At 46.9% G+C, this 18,344-nt stretch carries 18 protein-coding genes; 3 read left to right on the forward strand and 15 right to left on the reverse strand.

Features of this window, described 5'->3' with window-relative positions; translation table 11 throughout:
• Positions 1–319: 319 nt before the first annotated feature.
• Entirely contained in the window at positions 320–1,483 is a 1,164-nt protein-coding gene (locus Q0171_RS02130; RefSeq protein WP_299326181.1) for a NifS family cysteine desulfurase, read from the reverse strand.
• 299 nt (positions 1,484–1,782) lie between these two features.
• Between Q0171_RS02130 and Q0171_RS02135 the strand changes: the two genes are divergently transcribed.
• Positions 1,783–2,868: a radical SAM/SPASM domain-containing protein gene (locus Q0171_RS02135; RefSeq protein ID WP_299326183.1), complete on the forward strand. Its 1,086-nt coding sequence runs from the start codon at positions 1,783–1,785 to the stop codon at positions 2,866–2,868.
• Positions 2,869–2,900: 32 nt separating this feature from the next.
• Here the strand turns inward: Q0171_RS02135 and Q0171_RS02140 are convergent, their stop codons facing one another.
• From Q0171_RS02140 to dnaG, 10 genes are all read right to left on the reverse strand, one after another.
• Positions 2,901–3,587 (reverse strand): phosphoribosylanthranilate isomerase, encoded by a 687-nt coding sequence (locus Q0171_RS02140; protein WP_299326186.1) that lies wholly within the window; start codon positions 3,585–3,587, stop codon positions 2,901–2,903.
• The gene (locus Q0171_RS02145) at positions 3,587–4,465 is read right to left on the reverse strand and encodes a YihY family inner membrane protein (protein WP_299326189.1); all 879 of its coding nucleotides are present in this window, start codon (positions 4,463–4,465) and stop codon (positions 3,587–3,589) included. The genes Q0171_RS02140 and Q0171_RS02145 overlap by 1 nt, the downstream gene beginning before the upstream one ends.
• A gap of 108 nt (positions 4,466–4,573) precedes the next feature.
• Complete coding sequence (locus Q0171_RS02150; RefSeq protein ID WP_299326192.1) at positions 4,574–5,059, reverse strand: shikimate kinase; 486 nt, start codon at positions 5,057–5,059, stop codon at positions 4,574–4,576.
• Complete coding sequence (locus Q0171_RS02155; protein WP_299326195.1) at positions 5,059–5,661, reverse strand: AMIN domain-containing protein; 603 nt, start codon at positions 5,659–5,661, stop codon at positions 5,059–5,061. Before Q0171_RS02155 ends, Q0171_RS02150 begins: the two co-directional genes overlap by 1 nt.
• Positions 5,658–5,918, reverse strand: a complete 261-nt coding sequence (locus Q0171_RS02160; protein WP_299326198.1) for a hypothetical protein — start codon at positions 5,916–5,918, stop codon at positions 5,658–5,660. Before Q0171_RS02160 ends, Q0171_RS02155 begins: the two co-directional genes overlap by 4 nt.
• Before the next feature lie 26 nt (positions 5,919–5,944).
• Positions 5,945–7,231, reverse strand: a complete 1,287-nt coding sequence (gene eno, locus Q0171_RS02165; protein ID WP_299326201.1) for a phosphopyruvate hydratase — start codon at positions 7,229–7,231, stop codon at positions 5,945–5,947.
• Positions 7,232–7,261: 30 nt separating this feature from the next.
• Complete coding sequence (gene recA, locus Q0171_RS02170; RefSeq protein WP_115010884.1) at positions 7,262–8,299, reverse strand: recombinase RecA; 1,038 nt, start codon at positions 8,297–8,299, stop codon at positions 7,262–7,264.
• 117 nt (positions 8,300–8,416) lie between these two features.
• The gene (locus tag Q0171_RS02175) at positions 8,417–9,571 is read right to left on the reverse strand and encodes a glycosyltransferase family 9 protein (protein WP_299326210.1); all 1,155 of its coding nucleotides are present in this window, start codon (positions 9,569–9,571) and stop codon (positions 8,417–8,419) included.
• The gene (locus Q0171_RS02180; protein WP_299326213.1) at positions 9,546–10,691 is read right to left on the reverse strand and encodes a 7-cyano-7-deazaguanine synthase; all 1,146 of its coding nucleotides are present in this window, start codon (positions 10,689–10,691) and stop codon (positions 9,546–9,548) included. The genes Q0171_RS02175 and Q0171_RS02180 overlap by 26 nt, the downstream gene beginning before the upstream one ends.
• Positions 10,688–12,310, reverse strand: a complete 1,623-nt coding sequence (gene dnaG, locus Q0171_RS02185) for a DNA primase (protein WP_299326216.1) — start codon at positions 12,308–12,310, stop codon at positions 10,688–10,690. The genes Q0171_RS02180 and dnaG overlap by 4 nt, the downstream gene beginning before the upstream one ends.
• Before the next feature lie 199 nt (positions 12,311–12,509).
• Here dnaG and Q0171_RS02190 point away from each other — a divergent pair, with 199 nt between their 5' ends.
• Both Q0171_RS02190 and Q0171_RS02195 read left to right on the forward strand, forming a co-directional pair.
• Positions 12,510–12,935 (forward strand): multidrug efflux SMR transporter, encoded by a 426-nt coding sequence (locus tag Q0171_RS02190; RefSeq protein WP_299326218.1) that lies wholly within the window; start codon positions 12,510–12,512, stop codon positions 12,933–12,935.
• The gene (locus tag Q0171_RS02195; RefSeq protein ID WP_299326221.1) at positions 12,935–13,246 is read left to right on the forward strand and encodes a multidrug efflux SMR transporter; all 312 of its coding nucleotides are present in this window, start codon (positions 12,935–12,937) and stop codon (positions 13,244–13,246) included. Before Q0171_RS02190 ends, Q0171_RS02195 begins: the two co-directional genes overlap by 1 nt.
• Positions 13,247–13,272: 26 nt before the next feature.
• Here the strand turns inward: Q0171_RS02195 and Q0171_RS02200 are convergent, their stop codons facing one another.
• The 4 genes from Q0171_RS02200 to Q0171_RS02215 all read right to left on the reverse strand — a co-directional run bounded on the left by Q0171_RS02200 (position 13,273) and on the right by Q0171_RS02215 (position 17,978).
• Positions 13,273–14,331, reverse strand: coding sequence for a type II asparaginase (locus Q0171_RS02200; RefSeq protein WP_299326306.1), 1,059 nt, complete (start codon positions 14,329–14,331; stop codon positions 13,273–13,275).
• A gap of 331 nt (positions 14,332–14,662) precedes the next feature.
• Complete coding sequence (gene dnaK / locus Q0171_RS02205) at positions 14,663–16,546, reverse strand: molecular chaperone DnaK (protein ID WP_299326224.1); 1,884 nt, start codon at positions 16,544–16,546, stop codon at positions 14,663–14,665.
• Positions 16,547–16,567: 21 nt separating this feature from the next.
• The gene (gene grpE, locus Q0171_RS02210; protein WP_299326227.1) at positions 16,568–17,158 is read right to left on the reverse strand and encodes a nucleotide exchange factor GrpE; all 591 of its coding nucleotides are present in this window, start codon (positions 17,156–17,158) and stop codon (positions 16,568–16,570) included.
• 37 nt (positions 17,159–17,195) lie between these two features.
• Complete coding sequence (locus tag Q0171_RS02215) at positions 17,196–17,978, reverse strand: hypothetical protein (protein WP_299326230.1); 783 nt, start codon at positions 17,976–17,978, stop codon at positions 17,196–17,198.
• Positions 17,979–18,344 lie beyond the last annotated feature (366 nt).

Below are 18,344 nucleotides of genomic sequence, written 5' to 3' on the forward strand. Positions count from 1 at the left end.
TGAATATGCGTCCCATAACGCACCACCGATTAAGTCATTCTTTGCCATTTTCTTTCCTTTAGTTGTTGTATAAAATTGCCGCTTAGATTCTAGTATCTAGCACATTAACACTCTGCGGCAGTATCTTTGAGAAAATCACAAAGGTAGAATAAAGCCGCTCAATGCAAACCCTAGCAATTCTAAGATTTTTGATGAGAAATGTGGGTTGCAAGAAAAATTTCAAGGGAGTTACCTTAAAGGGTAATGACCGCAGAAATTTTTCGCCGCTCCCGCATTTATCGCAAAAAGCTGAATTGCCAAGCCAAAGATACAAACGCAATCAGTTTTCATAGCTACTAGAAATCGCCCTTAGCCTCTCCACCGCCTTCTTAAACACTTCAAAAGTGTAGTCCATCTCGGCTTGCGTGTTGTAGCGGCTTAGAGAGATTCTAATCGCCGTGTGAGCTAGCTCTTTATCCGCGCCTACTGCTACCATAATGGGATTTGCCTCTAAGTCCTCGCTCGCACACGCGCTACCTGTGGAAGCCGCAATGCCAGCTTTGTTTAAATCCCACAGCATTGCCTCTCCCTCAATGCCCTTCACGCTCACTAGGATCGTGTTTGGCACGCGGTGTGTAATATCGCCGATGACTTGCACATCATCTAGCCCAAGCAGTTTGGATTCTAGCTCATCGCGCAAGTTTTTGACATAGCTATTTTCATAGTCTAAATACTCCACCGCAAGCCGCATAGCCTCGCCCATACCCACGATATAAGGCACATTAAGCGTGCCCGATCGCCGCCCTCTCATATGCTCTCCGCCGTGTAGCAGTGGGGTTAGCTCCACACCCTTTCTAATGTAAAGCCCGCCCACGCCCTTTGGTCCGTGGAATTTATGTGCTGAAAAGCTTAGGAAATCCACATTCGCACTTTGCACACATACAGGAATCTTGCCAATCGCCTGCACCGCGTCCGTGTGGAAAAGCACGCTCTTTTCCCTACAAATCTCGCCGATTTCTTCGATGGGGAAAATCGCGCCTGTTTCGTTGTTTGCCCACATTACGCTTACAAGCGCGGTTTCATCGCTGATGGCTTCCCGCACATCTTTGACATAGATCGCGCCGTGTTTATTGACCTTTAGGCGCGTGATTTTTACCCCCAAGCTCTCTAAAAAGTCGCAAGTTGCCCCCACGGCTGGGTGCTCGACTTCTGTGGTGATAATGTGGCTTTTCTCTCCGCTTCTAATCTTGTCAAAATACACGCCTTTAAGCACCCAGTTATTGCTCTCTGTGGCGCAGCTTGTGATGATGATGTCATCTTCATCGCGTGCATTGATACCAGCGTAGAGCTTCTCAAGTGCATCGGCGATTGCTGGGTGCGTTTCTGTGCCGTATTTATGCAGGCTATTTGGATTCCCATAATGCTCGCAGAAAAACGGCTCCATTGCTTCTTTGACTTTAGGATCGACCATTGTTGTGGCATTATTATCAAGATACACTCGCATGTCATCTCCTTGCTTTTCTTTTTGTTTGTGGTTTTTCGGCTCATGATCGCTCTATTGATAGCTGTGGTTGATTGATATCTATGAAACAAGCGCGGATTGTAGCATGGATTTTCTTAAGGATTGCATGGAGTTTGTGGGAGCATGAGAATACTAGAATCTCCCAAAACACTCTAGAAACAAGCAAAATCACTCACGCATATTGAACTTCCAAGCTCGTTTAAGCTTTTTAAAAAAAAAAAAAAAAAATAGAATCCCAAAACAAAAGCAACCCCAAGACTACAAGATTTTAAGGATATTTCATGCTTGCAGAATCTACATCTCCCATCACTCATGCCTTGCGCTATGTAAAAAAGTCCATTAAGCCCTATGTGCCATTTAGCTTGCGCTACTACTACCGCACTAAGCTCGCTCCTAGCACTATGAGACGAGTGGCGCTGGATTCTCGTGCAAGCGATGCGATGAGCGTGCTTAATCGCTATATCGAGCTTACTACGCCCACTAGCGACCCTGAATGCAAAAGAAAAATTCTCAAAGACAATCTTCGTTTGATTGAGATAGAGATTGCAAGCTTTTGCAATCGCACTTGCTGGTTTTGCCCAAACTCTATCATCGATCGCAAATCCAAAAGTATCCAGCTCCCAGAGGAGATTTTCCTAAAGCTCATCGATAATCTTGCAGAGATTGAGTATGCAGGTGTGCTGAATTTCCACCGCTTCAACGAAACGCTCGCCGATAGAGATCTTATCATCAAGCGCTTAAAGCAAACCCGCTCTAAGCTACCAAATGCGGTGCTTGGGATTTTCACTAATGGCGATTATCTCAACCGAGAATATCTCGATGAGCTACGCGATGCGGGAGCGAGCTATATGTATATGAGCTACTATGCCAAGAAAGGTGAGCGGTTTGATGTGGAGCGCTATATCAAACCTGCTATTAAGAGAATGGGCAAAAATCTTGGGCTAAATTATGTCGTAAGTGTAAATACTCCAGAGGAATATGGTGTAACATTTGACTATGAGAGACTTAATGTCTATTATTGTAGCTGGAATGCTGATATCGGCGGCGGCGATAGGGGTGGAGTCATCGAGCAGATTAAGCAGCGGGAGCTACACAAACGCACAAGCCCATGCTATTTTCCGCTTATGGATATTTATGTGGATTACAATGGGCTTGTCATGCCCTGCTGCAATCTCCGCAGTGATGTAGGCGCGCATGCGCCATATATCTTAGGTGATGTGTCGCGCGAGAATCTTTTTGATCTGTTTATGAATGATAAATTTATCGCACTGCGTCAAGAGCTTACAAGAGAGGGCGAAAAAAGTGGTGCATGTGCGAGCTGTCATTACAAGAAATCCATGGGGGAGTGGGCGTTCTCTAAAAGCTAGGATAGAATCTAAGCTAGATTCCATAGCCCCATTTATGTCCTATGCTTGCTAAGTATCTCCATAATCTCGTGCATTTTGGCGCAGTCTTTTGCGCCATTAGATTCTAGCCCTTTGGAGAGATCGATTCCATATGGGTGTAGTGCTAGCGCGCGAGAGAGATTGCCTGCATTGATCCCGCCAGCAAGGAAAAACTCCCTATCAAATCCAGCTTCCCGCGCACGCACCACATAGTCCCAGTCAAAGCATTTTCCGCTACCGCCTTTGGCATTATCAAGCAAGAGCAGATCTGCTGTGCTTTCTTGCTGGGCGAGAATATTTGGCACATTGCTTGCTGCGATGGCTTTGATGATGGGTGTGCTAGTGCGCTGTCGCAGCGCTAGAATCCTGCTCTCACGCCTAGTGAAGTTCTCGCTAGATTCTATCTCATTGCTATCGTGGAGCTGGATATAATCAATCACGCCAGAATCCACTAGCTTCACAATCTCATCTACACTCTCCCCTACAAATACCCCAACCGCCTTAATCCTGGAATCTAGCAGAGACTTTAGACGCGCAGCTTGTGTTATGCTTACCTGTCGCGGACTGCTGGCAAACACAAACCCCACAAAATCCGGCAGTAGCGTATTTACACAAGTGATATCCTGCTCCCTGCTAAGCCCGCACATTTTGATGCTAGGGGGCTGCTTGGCTTGGTGTGGGCTTAACTTGGATTCTCGCATTAGAGCATGTCGTCTTTGGTGGGTTTCTCAAGCCGAAAGCACTGCAAAATCCCTTGACACGCGCGCATGCCAAATAGCATAACAAGCCATGAGACATAAATCCATACCATGAGAAATAGCACAATAGAAACCGAGCCATAGAGTGTGGAGTAGGTGGTATTAAGCGTTACATAATAGACAAAGAGATTTTTCATCATAAACCAAATGCTCCCAGAAACGCATGATGAGATAAGGAGGGTTTTTTTATGCAATGGCTTGTTGGCGGAGATACGAAATAGCACAAGAAATAGCACACAAGTCGCACACCATGAAAAAATATGCGACCATAAAAGCGACTTGGAGTGGGCGTTTAGGATATCTTGGGCGTAGAGACTGAAATAAAACATCGCCACAGAAGCTAGCGGAAAGAGTGTAATCATAGTCCAATACATCATAAGCGAGTCAAAGAATTTGCGCGGCTTGGAGTTAAACATTTTTGAGGTGATAAACTCATAGTTGCGAAAAAATAGCAATGAGGTGATAAACACAGAAATCACCCCAACCATACCCATTTTGTTGCCATTTGCGAGAAATGTATTCATGAAATTCATCACCACTTCGGCATTTGTAGGCAGGATATTTGAGAGAATAAGACGCTCGACATCGATGACTTTATCCTGGAAGCTCGAGAATGCCAGCAAGACAGAAAAGGTGATAAAAAGCATAGGAATAAGCGCGAAAATCGTATAAAAGCTTAGCGAAGAGGCATAGTAGAACATCTCTTGGCGATAGGTGAGAAAGCGATAGGCGAGCATGAAGCTTTTGCACAGCTTGCTTATAAACTCGCGCCAATCTCGCACCTCGCGCCAGCTTGCCATGCGGCTTTTGAATGATTTCATATACTTCCTTCATGCTTTTTGGTAACCAGCCCACATCATAGCAAAAATTGCTTTGGATCTAGCGCGAGCCTAGAGTCCAAAAGCCCTAAAAGCTAGAATCTAAACCAGCTAGAGTAGGGGATCTAGCGCACTCACCAGCGCAGCTATCTCAAGCTCTGCATTAAGCGTGATGTCTGCTTGGGCTTGGTAGATGGCTTGACGCTTGGTAAAAAGCTCAAGCGCCTTTGTCCTATCGCCAAACAGAGGGCGCTTGGCTAAATCGCTTTGGGAGAGCCTTGCGCAAATGCGCTCAAATGCCATATCCAAATACACCACTATGCCCATGGGCTTTACGCTATTGTGCGCACTCATGCCTCCGCCTGTGGAGATGATAGCCCCATGCACACTGGATTCTACCCAGTCAATAAACTCCCTCTCCCTCTCTCTAAACGCCCCCTCGCCATAGCGCGCGAAATACTCTGCCACACTGATACCCTCGCGCTGCTCGATAAGCATATCACTATCAAGTACAAATCGCCCAGATACCCTGCCAAGCTCACGCGCTAGCGTGCTTTTTCCGCAGCCCATGAAGCCAATTAGCACGATGTTTTGCATTATTGCACAGAGATAATGTAGTAGTCGCCATCGCGCGTGATGTCATAGGGGTATTGCCCATCAAGCGTGATGACAAAGCGATAGAAATCTTTGTGAGTCCCGAGTGAGGCTTTGGTGAAATACTTCACGCCAAGGTTGATTGAGCCGCTTGGATTCTCGTCTTTTCGCTCGATGTCTAGCACGATACGATAGGGGCTTGGCAGGACAAAAGAGCGCACAATCGTGGCGTTAGTATAGAGATAGAATTTGTTCCCTTGTGTGAAAAACTGAAATGGCTTAATCGTCCAGTAGCGCACATCTTCGTTTAAAATCGCGCCTTTTTGCGTGAGTAGTAGTGGATAGTGCCAGTCGATACTCTCATCTATGGGGATTGTTTTTTCCTCGATGCTGCCATCGATTTTCTGGTAAGTGATTGTAATGCTTTTTAGGATTCTGGCGTTACTTGGGAGCTTAAAGTCAAGCTCGGTGAATGGGTCTTTGGCATTTTTGGGAGTGATGTTGTCTTCTTTGGGACGAATGATAGGCTCAAACGGATTCTCGCGCGCATGGAGATGAAGCGCTACCATTGCCAAAGCACAAATCCAAAGGATATACTTTCTCATGGTTCAAGCCCCTTTAGCTCAAACAAACTCTTCTGTAAGCTCGCATTTTCATCTTGCAGGCTATTGACTTCTTTGATGAGATCATCGCGCTGGGCGATATTTCTCATCAGCACGCTTAGGGAGTGATCACCAAAAAGCAGCACCCCTACATACCCACCAGCTACCACAAGCCCCACAAAGCCTAGCAGGTAGATTCTGCGCGCATAAAGCTTATACCAAAAGTCTTGGTTTTTTAGCATGGTCAGCAGCGCGCGCATATCCAGTCCCAGAATCTACTAGAGTCTTATAAGAAGCTTTTGTCAAACAACGCTCTGCCCAGATAATGCGCATTGGCGATGTCTTTTTGGATAGCAAGCAAGCGATTATACTTGCTCATTCTCTCACTCCTAGCAGTCGAGCCTGTTTTAATCTCGCCTGTGTTTAGCGCGATAGCAAAATCTGCGATAAAGTGGTCTTCACTCTCTCCGCTTCTGTGGCTCATAATGCACTTATAGCCGTATCGTTGGGCAAGGCGCACGCTCTGCATTGTCTCACTCACTGTGCCAATTTGATTAGGCTTAATCAAAATCGCATTGGCGATGTTGTTTTTAATCCCTTGGGCTAAAATCTCGTGATTGGTTACAAACAAATCATCGCCTACAAGCTGGATTCTCTCGCCTAGCTTTTGTGTAAGCAGCTTCCAGCCCTCCCAGTCATCTTCACTTAGCCCATCTTCGATAGAGACGATGGGATATTTCGCGCAAAGCTTCTCATAATACCCCACAAGCTCGCTAGAATCTAGCTTTCTCCCCTCTCCCTTTAGATGATAGACTCCCTTTTCATCGACAAGCTCGCTGCTTGCTACATCAAGTGCTATGGCAATCTGCTCTCCGGGCTTATACCCTGCTGCTTCTATGGCTTTTAGTATTACTTCAATAGGCTCTTCATTGTTTGTAAGATTAGGTGCGAAGCCCCCTTCATCGCCGATACTTGTGATATGCCCAGCTTTATTGAGAATCTGCTTTAAATGCTGATACACCTCCGCACTCGCACGCAAGGCTTCATCAAAGGTATCAAAGCCTAGGGGCATAATCATATACTCTTGGAAATCCACGGTATTATCCGCGTGGCTACCGCCATTGATGATATTAAGCATTGGCACGGGGATTGTTAGGGCATTGCTCCCGCCTAGATAGCGATAGAGGGGGATATTTAGGCTCTTTGCCGCTGCGCGTGCCACTGCCATAGAGACGCCAAGCGTGGCATTTGCTCCAAGGTTTGCGTAATTATGCGTGCCATCAATATCTTTTAAAATCCCATCGATAAGCCCTTGATCAAAAGGGCTAGAGCCAATGAGTGCATCGCAAATCGTGGTATCGACATTTTCGCACGCCTTTAGCACTCCTTTGCCAAGGAAACGCTTCTTATCTCCATCGCGTAGCTCTAGAGCTTCTCTCTTGCCTGTGCTAGCCCCACTTGGCACGATGGCACTGCCACTTGTGCCATCGCTTAGAAGCACGCTTGCGCAAATGGTTGGATTCCCGCGAGAGTCAAGCACTTCTTGGGCATAGATATTATCGATGTAAATCATAGTAGCTCCTTTGTGAGTTTTGCGATTGGCTTAGTTAGATTCTGGCTCATCTGGGAGTGGAAGGATCTCTTCACTCGTGCCAATTTGCTCTTTGATCTTTTGGGTGATTTCTTGGGCTAGGGCGGTGTTTTCTCTAAGCATAAGTTTGGCATTTTCCCTGCCTTGCCCTAGCTTTTGGTCTTTATAGCTAAGCCATGCGCCACTTTTATCGATGAGATCAAGCTTCACGCCATAGTCGATAATCTCCCCCTCCTTACTAATCCCCTCGCCAAACATAATGTCAAACTCCGCTTCTCTAAAAGGTGGGGCGACTTTGTTTTTGACAACCTTTGCTTTGACGCGATTACCGATGTGCTGCTCGTTTTGCTTGAGCGAGGCGATGCGGCGAATATCTATGCGCACACTTGCGTAGAATTTCAGCGCATTCCCACCTGTGGTGGTCTCTGGGCTGCCATAGCCCATCATACCGATTTTCATACGGATTTGGTTGATAAAAATGAGCGTGGTGTTCATCTTATGCAATGCGCCTGTAATTTTACGCAAAGCGTGGCTCATAAGCCGTGCTTGCAAGCCCACATGCTGATCACCCATATCGCCATCGATTTCTGCCTTTGGCGTGAGAGCTGCCACAGAATCGATCACCACCAAATCCACCGCCCCACTGCGTGTAAGCGTCTCTAAAATCTCTAATGCCTGCTCGCCATTATCAGGCTGGGAGACTAGGAGATTCTCCGTATCGACCCCTAGCTTTTTCGCATAATACACATCAAGCGCGTGCTCGGCATCGATAAAGGCGGCGATCCCGCCATTTTTCTGGCACTCCGCGACAATTTGTAGTGAAAGGGTGGTTTTCCCGCTGGATTCTGGACCATAGATTTCGATAATCCGCCCCTTTGGCACGCCCCCAATCCCTAGAGCCATATCAAGCCCAAGCGAGCCTGTCGCGATAGAATCCACTTTTTCCACCTGCTTATCGCCAAGCCGCACAAGCGCGCCTTTACCAAAGGCTTTATCGATTTGCTTTAATGCTAAATCAATCGCCTTTTTTTTATTCTCGTCCATCGCCATAAAAGTCCTTAAAATGTGGTATCTAGTATTTGATGATAATCTCGTGCGAAGCGCGATTATAAGCTAGGTTTTATCAAATATTCCTTAATGATACCCAGAATCCTCAAGCACACAGCACTAAGCCTCTAAAGACTTTAGAGTCTCCATGGTTTGGGCGATGAGCGTAGCACACGCACTAGAATCTAGCTCATTACGCGGGGTGGTAAGTGTTATATAAGTGAGCTGCTCGCTTCCCCAGCGTCCTTGATCGTAGCTAGGATATAGCCCGATACATTTAAGCCCAAGGTTTAGTGCTAGATGTATCGTGCCTGTGCTTGGGCTTATGCAGTAGCGTGCTTTGCCCACCATGGCGATAAGATTCCCTAGATTTGTATCATTGGCAAATACAAAGATCTTCCGCGCCAATCCTCGGGCAATGAGTGCGTGCATAAAAGTTTTATGCACGCTTGGATAGGTGATAAGTAGCACAGGATAATCGCGTGCTAGAAGTTCTTCTATGAGATCAAGCCATGCGGATTCTGGGAGCGAGAATCTGGAATTGTGATTAAAGGGATTTACCAGCACAAATCTAGAATCCAAAATGGCTTCATCGTGCCCACTACGGCAAGGTGCTAGTAACCCCCCCCCTCCCCAATATCGAGCGTTTTTGTAGGTAAAGATTTTGTCGATTTTTTCTTGCACTTTTGGGCTTGCATGAAGGCGCGCATTTGCCAAGAGTGGGATTGAGTGGATATACTCATCATAGCGCGCTGTATCGATCATGCGCACAAGATGAAGCAAGATATGTTCAAATGGTATAGATTTGTATTTGGGCTTAGAGTAGATTGGTAGCGTGCGCGCACGCGGGGCGAGCAGGCTGATAAATTTTCTTGCACAAAGCACTCTTTTGGCATTGGTGGCAAGCGCGAATCGCAGGAATGCGCTTTTGGCATCGCTTAGGATAAGATAGTCGCAGGAGAAGCTGCTAATTGTAGCAATTTGCTTAGCACGCAGAGGTGCGTAGGACTTTTGCGCGGTGGGGGATTTGTCTGTGGTTTGCCAAGTATTGATTGCAATATCTATGAGATGATCGATGTGCTTGGCTTGGGAGTAGAGTGCTGTGGTAATAGCATTGCCAAAGACGATAAGCTTGCAGGGGTAGAGGGCTTTTAGCGCATAGATTGCCTTAGCATAAGCGACATTGCTTCCTAGCTCTATTGATGCCACCAGGAATCCAATCTTAAGTGGCTTTTGTGCATGCAGCTTGCTAGGCTTTGAAAAACAAAAACTCATGCGCTCTCTCTTTTTGTATGGGTGTAACATGGAGAATTTCATCACCGACTTTTACGCGTTGGGCTTTGGGGGCAATATCTGGTGCGCCGAGATTGGCTTGTGTGGATTCTGGGCTAGAATCTGCTAGGCTTTGCCTCTGCTCGTGAGGCTTGGCATAGGCGAGTGTGCATTGTGCGGCTAGAAGCTTGTCTGCCTCGCTAGCATTAGATTCTACTACGCTTACAGGACCTATGGAGTCTAGTAGCGTGATTTGGAGCATGCGTGGGTTTGGCGTGCTTAGCTTGGCGTTTTCTTGTTCATTGCGCCCGATGATAAGCCGCGCGCCACCAGGGAGAATCATATAGCGCCCGACTTTGACAAGCTCGATATCCTCTAGCACCATTTTCCTATGCGCGCTTAGGTCTTTGAGCTTTTGCGCCACACTTAGATCTGTGAGTAAGCAGCCCCCGCCTGGATTCTCATAGTGCTCCCAGCCCCAGCTTTTTACCATTTCAAGCTGCCTGCTTCTTCCGCGCCCACTCACATCAAGTAGCTTCTCTCTATCTACCCAGCCTACTCTCTCTGGGAAGCTTGGCTCTAGGAGCTTGGCACTCATAGGGCGTAGCAATAGCTCATCAAGGAAGCGAGGTTTAGATTCTGGGCTACTAGAATCTAGCGAACTAGAATCCATGGGGCTAGAATCTAGCAAGTGTGAGAATCTAGGATCATTGCCCAGATCTCGCACAAGCTTTCTTACTTGATCGAGTGCTTCTTTGCGCTGGGATTTTGGACGCTGCCCTAGCACCTCTCCGCTTACCACAAAGCTCGCGCCAAACTCCTCTAGACGCAAAAATGCTTGCGCAAACATATTGGCATGGCAGTCGATACAAGGGTTGAAATACTTACCATAGCCATATTTGGGCGTGAAAAGCACATTGTCAAAAAACTGCTTTCTAATATCAACTAGCACAAGCTCTGCGCCCACCTGTGCTGCTGCTTTGCGCAGATACTCGCTTTTGTCCTTATTGCCTCCAAAGCCGATATTGAAATGCACGGCTTTGACATTGATTCCTTGGAGTGTGAGTAGCTTCATCGCTATAAGGCTATCACACCCTCCGCTAAAAAGTGCTAATGCTGTCATATTGGTTGTAATTCTCCTTGTTTGAGTTTGGCGATTTTGCCCCGAAGCGTGGTGATTGTTTCAAGTGAATTGCCCGGAGTGCGGAGCTTAGATTCTAGGAAGCGCTGGATAAAGATTCTAAGCTCCGCGTCAAACCCGCCCTCGCACACAGGCAGCGGGTCAAGGGCTATGGCAAGCAGATCTTTGTTGTGCAAGTCATTGGCGCAGAGTGCATGAAATGCTTCTCTATACTGCAAAAATATACTCTCATCGATAAAATCCAATCCACGATTGAGCAGGGCTTCATCTTCGAGCATGTAGCGCAGGATTAGCCGCTCGAGCTTATCGCCGCTGGATTCTATGAGTGGTAGTGTATTGTGTGTGCTAGCTGTGCGTGCAGAGGATTTGGTGCGCTTAAGCAAATGGAGCGGGATTTGCAGTAAATCCGCGATGAAAGGTGCGTATTCTTCTTGCATAAGCGGGGAGAGCGTGCGAGAAAAAGCGCCGATCTCTTTGAGTGCATCTTCCTTGGCAAGGGGGTTGGCGAGATTATGCTTACTAGCAATCATCTGCAAGCAAAATTCTATAAAAGGTGCAGGCTTAGCAAAAAGCGCTTTAAGCTCTTCAAGCCTACCACTAGCTACCATATCTGCTGGATCTGCGCCATCTGGGAATATCACCACTCCGCCCTTCTTGCTAAGGGGGGCAAGCAGGCTGCTGGCGCGAAATGCTGCGTTAATGCCGGCTTTATCTCCATCATAGCTTAGGATAATCTCTGGATCGCCTTTATTAAGCAGGGGGATATGCTCTTTTGTAAGGGCTGTGCCAAGCGTGGCAACAGCATTTGTCATGCCTGCTTTGTGGAGCATGATTGTATCGATATAGCCTTCGGTAATGATGATACGCCCATTTGCAAAAATACTCTGCCTAGCCAAATGATAGCCATAGAGCAAGCGAGATTTATTAAAGAGCGAGCCTTGTGGGGAGTTGAGGTATTTAGCTTGCGCATCTGCGCGCAAGCTTCGCCCGCCAAACCCCACGACTTTCCCGCTAGCAGAGTGGATAGGGAAGATGATACGATCACTAAAGCGCGCATAGGGTCTAGCGTTTTTCTCGCTTTTCCCTAGCACGCCATGTTTTTCTAGCTCGGTGGTTGGAAGATTGTGCGCGTTGATATAAGTCAGGTGGCGCTCATAGCTTGGGGCAAACCCTAGATTCCACTGCGCGATGAGTGTATCGGTGATCCCGCGATTATGCAGATACTCTAGCATGGCGCGAGAATCTAGTAGGCAAGTGTGGTAGAAGCTTGCGATTTTCTCCAGCACTTCGCTTTTTTCCACGCGCTTGCTGTCGTATTCAAGCGTGAAATTTAGCATGTCTGCGATTTTCTCCACTGCCTCAACAAAGCTTAGTTTCTCATATTCCATGACAAATTTTATGCTATCGCCACCTATCCCGCAGCCATAGCAGTGGAATATCCCCTTGCTCGGCGAGACCATAAAGCTTGGAGACTTTTCGTTGTGAAAAGGGCAGTTTGCCGCATAATTTGCGCCCACGCGCTTTAGCTCAAGATAGCTAGAGATGATTTCGAGAATATCGATACGATGTTTTAGATTCTCGATTGAAGCTTGAGTGATCATAGTGCTATATTCTTGTGTCCTAGATTTTAGACAGGCATTGTAGCAGTGGATTTATTAGAAGTTGATTAGGGCGGCTAAGGCGTGCTAGAGTGGGCAAACAGAGTCGTAGGGTATGGTAGAATGTCGGGCAAAATTTCGACGCTCGTATGGAGCAAATTCTCGTATAAAAGCTAACGCGCATTTAGAGCAAGGAGAATCCATGAGTAAAAATCTCGCCTGGCTACTAGTCCTCATCGGTGGCGTATGTGAGGTGTTTTGGGTAAGCGGGCTTAAATATGCCGATACGCTTGGTTTGCAGATTCTCACAGGTGTTGGGATTAGCATATCATTTGTATGCATGCTGCTTGCTATCAAAGCACTTGAAATTAGCGTGGCATATAGCGTTTTTGTGGGTATTGGGGCTGGCGGAATTGTGATTATGGAGATTTTGGCGTTTGGTGAGCCAGCTTCGCTTGCCAAACTCTCGCTCATAGCACTGCTGATGTGTGCGGTGCTTGGACTAAAATTTACCACACATGAGGGTGGGCAGGAAAATAGCAAGAGAGAAAATGCAGAGCAAGAAAGCACAAAACAAGAAAGCCACATGGATAAAAACCCCCTCAATACACATAAAGGAGTGAAATAATGCATTGGCTCGCATTGCTTGGCGCTGGAGTGCTGGAGATCGTGGGCGTGATTGCTATGAAGCGCTTTGTAGATGGAAGGAGAATCTATCTACTAGCAATCCTTGCTTGCTTTGCACTAAGCTTCACTTGCCTAAGCTTTGCCATGCAGGCAATCTCCATGGGCGTGGGGTATGCGATTTGGACAGGGATTGGCGCAGCGGGAGGGGTGATCGTGGGCGTGGTGTTTTATGGGGAGAGCAAATCGCTGCTAAAACTCCTTTGTGTGTGCGTGATTATCGCTTGTAGCGTGGGGCTAAAGCTACTAGGCTAGATTGTTATAAGCATAAATATAAGTGTCTAGTATTTGTTAAATATTGCTGCGATTTGTGCTGGGCTGTTTGTTTGAGTAAGTGCTAGGAGCAAAAGCACGCGCGCTTTTTGTGGGTTCAAATCCCCACTGCCGATGAAGCCAAGCCCAGAATCCTCCTCATTTGCGCTGATGAAGCCATTATTGATACGCGAGCTTTGCACGACGATTAGCCCTTGAGCCATGAGCTTTTTTAGCATGGTTTTGTGGCTTTTATGGATACTTCCTGCCCCCATGCCAGCGATGACTAGGGCTTTTGTGCCGTGATGAAACAGCGCTTGTGCTGCCACTGCCAAGCCATCATTAGCATAAGAGTAGAGGATATCAACCTTTGGCAGAGAATCTAGCGCGCTTACATCAAACTCGCTCTCTAGTGTGTGGGGCTTGGTTGGCATGGTGTAGAATACCACTTTGCTATCAAGCACATAGCCCATATCTCCACTAGCTGGCGAGCCAAAGGCTTGGGTATTGAGCGTGTGCAGCTTGCTCACATAGCGCGCACTTTGGATTCTATCATTCATCATCACCATAACGCCTTTGCCTTTAGATTCTGGGCTAGCGGCGAGTGCTATGGCATTGTAGAGATTTTTAGGACCATCGGCGCTTAGCGCTGTGGCTGGGCGCATAGCCCCTACAAACACAATAGGCTTATCACTCTTTGCCACTAGATGTAGGAAAAACGCACTCTCTTCCATGGTGTCTGTGCCATGGGTTATCACCACGCCATCGACGCTAGAATCTATCAGTAGTGCATTTACGCGCTTAGCAAGCTTGAGCCAAATCTCATCACTCATGTCCGCGCTATCGATATTAGCGATTTGCTCCCCTGTAATATTTGCCAGCTTTTTAATCTCTGGCACGGTGCCAATAAGCGCTTCCACGCCTATCGCACCTGCTTTATAGTCTGCGGTCTTTAGTGCAGAATCACTTGCGCCAGCGATCGTCCCGCCCGTAGCGAGGATCACAATTGTTGCGCGCTTGGCACTAGTGCTTTGGGCTGTATTGCTTAGATTTTGTGAGATTGCAGGATTTTGGCTTTGATCTTGCATGGCACTCCTTCGCTGTTTAGAATCCTCGAGTGTGTCGCTAGATTGCACAGAATCATAGCGTATATTAGGGATTTTGCATATCAGCGTGCCTAGCCCAAATTCTGGCATATTGTTTTGTGCTTTTAAGCTGTTATTGCCGTAGGGAGTGAAATAGTGGGATTGCGCGTTGTGTTTGCGATGTGGATTGATGAGGTTGGATTCTGGGCATAAAGCCAAAAAGTCTTTACGCTTTGCCCTCTTGCCCCAAAAAAGCACGCCCCTATGCCGCTGTCTAAGCATATTGGGCAAATGCTAGCAGCACATGTGGGCGCAAAGGTGTATTGGGATAATGCTACTCTACTTCCGCATCGATGACATCATCGTCTTTTTTCTTAGAGTTTGCTGTGTTGGCATTTTGGCTAGCCCCTTGCTCTTTGGCATACATTGCTTCTGTGAGCTTGTGGCTCACTTCTGTCAATGCCTTTAGCTTCTCATCGATTTGCTCTTTTGTGGCGTTTTCATCTTTGAGCACTGCTTTTAGCTCTTCTAGGGCGGTGTTGATTTTCTCTACTTCGCTAGATTCTAGCTTGTCTTTCATCTCGCCTAGCGTTTTTTCTGTTTGATACACGAGCGAGTCCGCCATATTGCGGGACTCTATCGCGCCTTTGCGCTTGGCGTCTTCTTCTTTATGCAGCTCGGCGTCTTTGACCATTTTTTCAATTTCGGCATCAGATAGCCCGCTAGAGCCTGTGATTTTGATCTCTTGGGATTTGCCGCTGACCTTATCTTTCGCTGATACCGTTAGAATCCCATTGGCATCGATGTCAAAGGTTACTTCAATTTGCGGCACACCGCGCGGAGCTGGTGGGATACCTTGCAAGTCAAAATTCCCTAGCAGTTTATTGTCCCTAGCAAGCTCTCTCTCGCCTTGTAGCACGCGGATGGTAACAGCTGGCTGATTATCTTCAGCAGTGGAGAAAGTCTGCGCCTTTTTGGCAGGAATTGTTGTCCCCCTATCAATCACGCGCGTCATCACACCGCCAAGCGTCTCAATCCCTAGTGATAAAGGCGTAACATCAAGCAGCAGCACATCTTTGACATCACCTTTCAAAACGCCGCCTTGGATCGCCGCGCCCACAGCTACGACTTCATCAGGATTGACAGATTTATTCAAATCTTTGCCGATGAAGTCTTTAACTCGCTCTTGCACCTTTGGGATTCTAGTGCTTCCCCCTACCATCACCACTTCGCTAATATCACCCTTGCTAAGTCCCGCATCTTTGATGACGGAGTCAATCTTGCTAATCGTCTCTTCAATCAAATCATCAATCAAGCTCTCAAATTTCGCACGAGAGAGCTTTTTGACAAAGTGTTTAGGACCATTACTATCAGCGGTGATAAAAGGCAGGTTGATCTCTGTCTCTTGCGCGCTAGAGAGCTCTTTTTTAGCATTTTCTGCGGCGTCTTTGAGCCGCTGGAGTGCCATAATGTCTTGCTTAATATCAATGCCGCTTTCATCTTTAAACTCACTCGCTGCCCAATCGATAATGCGATTATCAAAGTCATCGCCCCCTAGGAACGCATCGCCCCCTGTGGCAAGCACTTCTACGACATTATCACCAGTTTCAAGCACGGTTACATCAAATGTCCCTCCGCCTAAGTCATAGACCATAATTTTCTCGGCTTCTTTTTTATCTAGCCCATACGCAAGCGCGGCAGAAGTAGGCTCGTTGATAATGCGCAGCACATTAAGCCCTGCGATGGTGCCTGCTTCTTTGGTGGCTTTTCTTTGTGCGTCATTGAAGTAGGCTGGCACGGTGATGACTGCTTCTGTAACACTCTCGCCCAAGTAGCTCTCGGCATCTTCTTTGATTTTCATCAAAATCTTTGCCGAGATTTCTTGGGGCGTATAAGTCTTATCCGCGATTTCTACCGCACAAGCACCATTTCTATCCACGATTTTATAGGGTAGTCGCTCTTGGGCTTGCTTTGCCTTATCTTCATTAAGCATTAGCCCCATAATGCGCTTGATAGAGTAGATTGTCTTTTGCGGATTGGTGATCGCCTGTCGTTTTGCTGGCTCACCGACTAGAATCTCGCCTTTATCGGTAAATGCCACGATTGATGGGGTGGTGTTTTTACCCTCTTTATTAGCGATGATTTTGGCTTCATTGCCTTCATACACTGCCATTGCGGAGTTTGTTGTCCCTAGGTCGATTCCAATTACTTTTGCCATTTTGTATCCTTTATGTTGAGATTAGTTGTTTTTCACCACTGCGACCATCGCTGGGCGCAAGGTGCGTTCCTTATACTTATAGCCTTGCTGCATTACTTGGGCGATGTGCCCATCTTGCGCTTCTGGCTTTGCCACTTGCATAATGCACTCGTGCAAATTTGGGTCAAACTCCCCACTTGTGTCAATCGCTTCTACGCCGTGGCGGCTAAGGATTTTTAGGAAATTATCTTGCACAAGAGCTATGCCCTCTAAAATCGCGCTATGCTCCTTGGCGGCGGCTTTGGCATTATCCAAAGCGTCCAAAATAGGCAGCAAATCTTTGGCGATTTTTTCATACGCATATTCTAGGGCTTGATTTTTCTCGCGCTCTAGGCGTTTTTTGACATTTTCAAAGTCCGCGTAAGCGCGCATGTATTTTTCCTCTAGCTCCTTATACGCAGCATCGAGCATGCTGGGTTCATCACCAGCTGTATTAGATTCTGGCGCACTAGAGTCCAGGGTGGATTCCATAGATTCTCCAGAAGCCAGTGCGGAATCTTGGCTAGATTCTAGCTCTGCATTATCGCAGGTGTCTTGCGCCTGATTTATGTCATTGTTTTTTGTTTCTTGCATTCACTCTCCTTTACTGAAAGATTGGATTCTCTTGGCTCTAGGAAGCTAATGCCTCGTAGAATCCTTGATAGTCCTGACTCAAGCGCCCAAGCGTTAGCATTTGCACTCTCTCGCCTTTAAATATTGCATTATGTGCGATGATGAGATAGTCGCTTGAGTCTGGGAAATGCAGCGCACACCCTAGAGAAAACATCTCACCGCGCGCAAATCCAAGTGCATGCTCTGGCATGCTTTCAAACATCTCACCAAGCGCTGCTAGACCAAAAAAGCGCGTTTTCTCTACGCTCTGGAGAGCTTGGAGAGCCTGGCTTAGGCTTTGGGCGCAGACATCGTGAGCGATTTTTTGCAGGTCATGGATTTGCACACCTACAAGCTCATGACAGAATCTCGCCATATTTGCCACAAACGGGATTGCCACGCAATCGCGCTCAAACACCAACACCAGCGTGCCATCATCATTGGTATCCACCTCGATGACGCGTAGGAGCTTTTGGCTTGCACTAGCGCGTATGGCACAAGTGAGACCAAATTCATCACACAAGGCATGAAGCCGATTGGGCTCAATGCTAGGCTCTAGGAGCTCTGGCTGGAGGACTTCTCTCCAGTAGTTTCGCAGTGCCAGTCGTGTAGGCACGCGTCCAGAGCTGATGTGCGTCTGGATAAGCACGCCTTCTTGACCTAGGATCTTAAAATAGTTGCGAATCGTGGCAGAGGAGATCCTGCCCTCTAGGCAGCTTTTTAGTGATTCTGACCCAATAGGCTCCTGGCATTTGACATACTGCTTAATCATCTCCTGAAGCAGGAAGTCCTTTTTTTTCATGCCTTATCCCTAAAATTTGCTTGATTTATGCTTGGAGTTTTGCTTGTAAGCACCTGCTATTTACAAGCGGGAGAATTCTACCCCGCAAAAGTAAATGAAATTAGCATTTATCTAAAAAGATTGCTAAAAATCGCTAAATATTAGTCTAGTAGTATAAAGTTTAGTTAGTGATATAGGATAATGATTCTTTACTATATCCATATAATAATCCCTGCGTTGCGCGAGAATCTTGGGCTATCAAAACAGCATTGCGCCATATTATTAAGAAATCTCATAAGGATTTTTCGGCACAATGCGTGGCTATCCAAGCCACCCTAGAATCTAGCCGTATTGTTTTGTAGAATCTAGCGCACTGCGAGATTCTAG

This window comes from uncultured Helicobacter sp. (assembly GCF_937906905.1).
Taxonomy (GTDB): Bacteria; Campylobacterota; Campylobacteria; order Campylobacterales; family Helicobacteraceae; genus Helicobacter_B.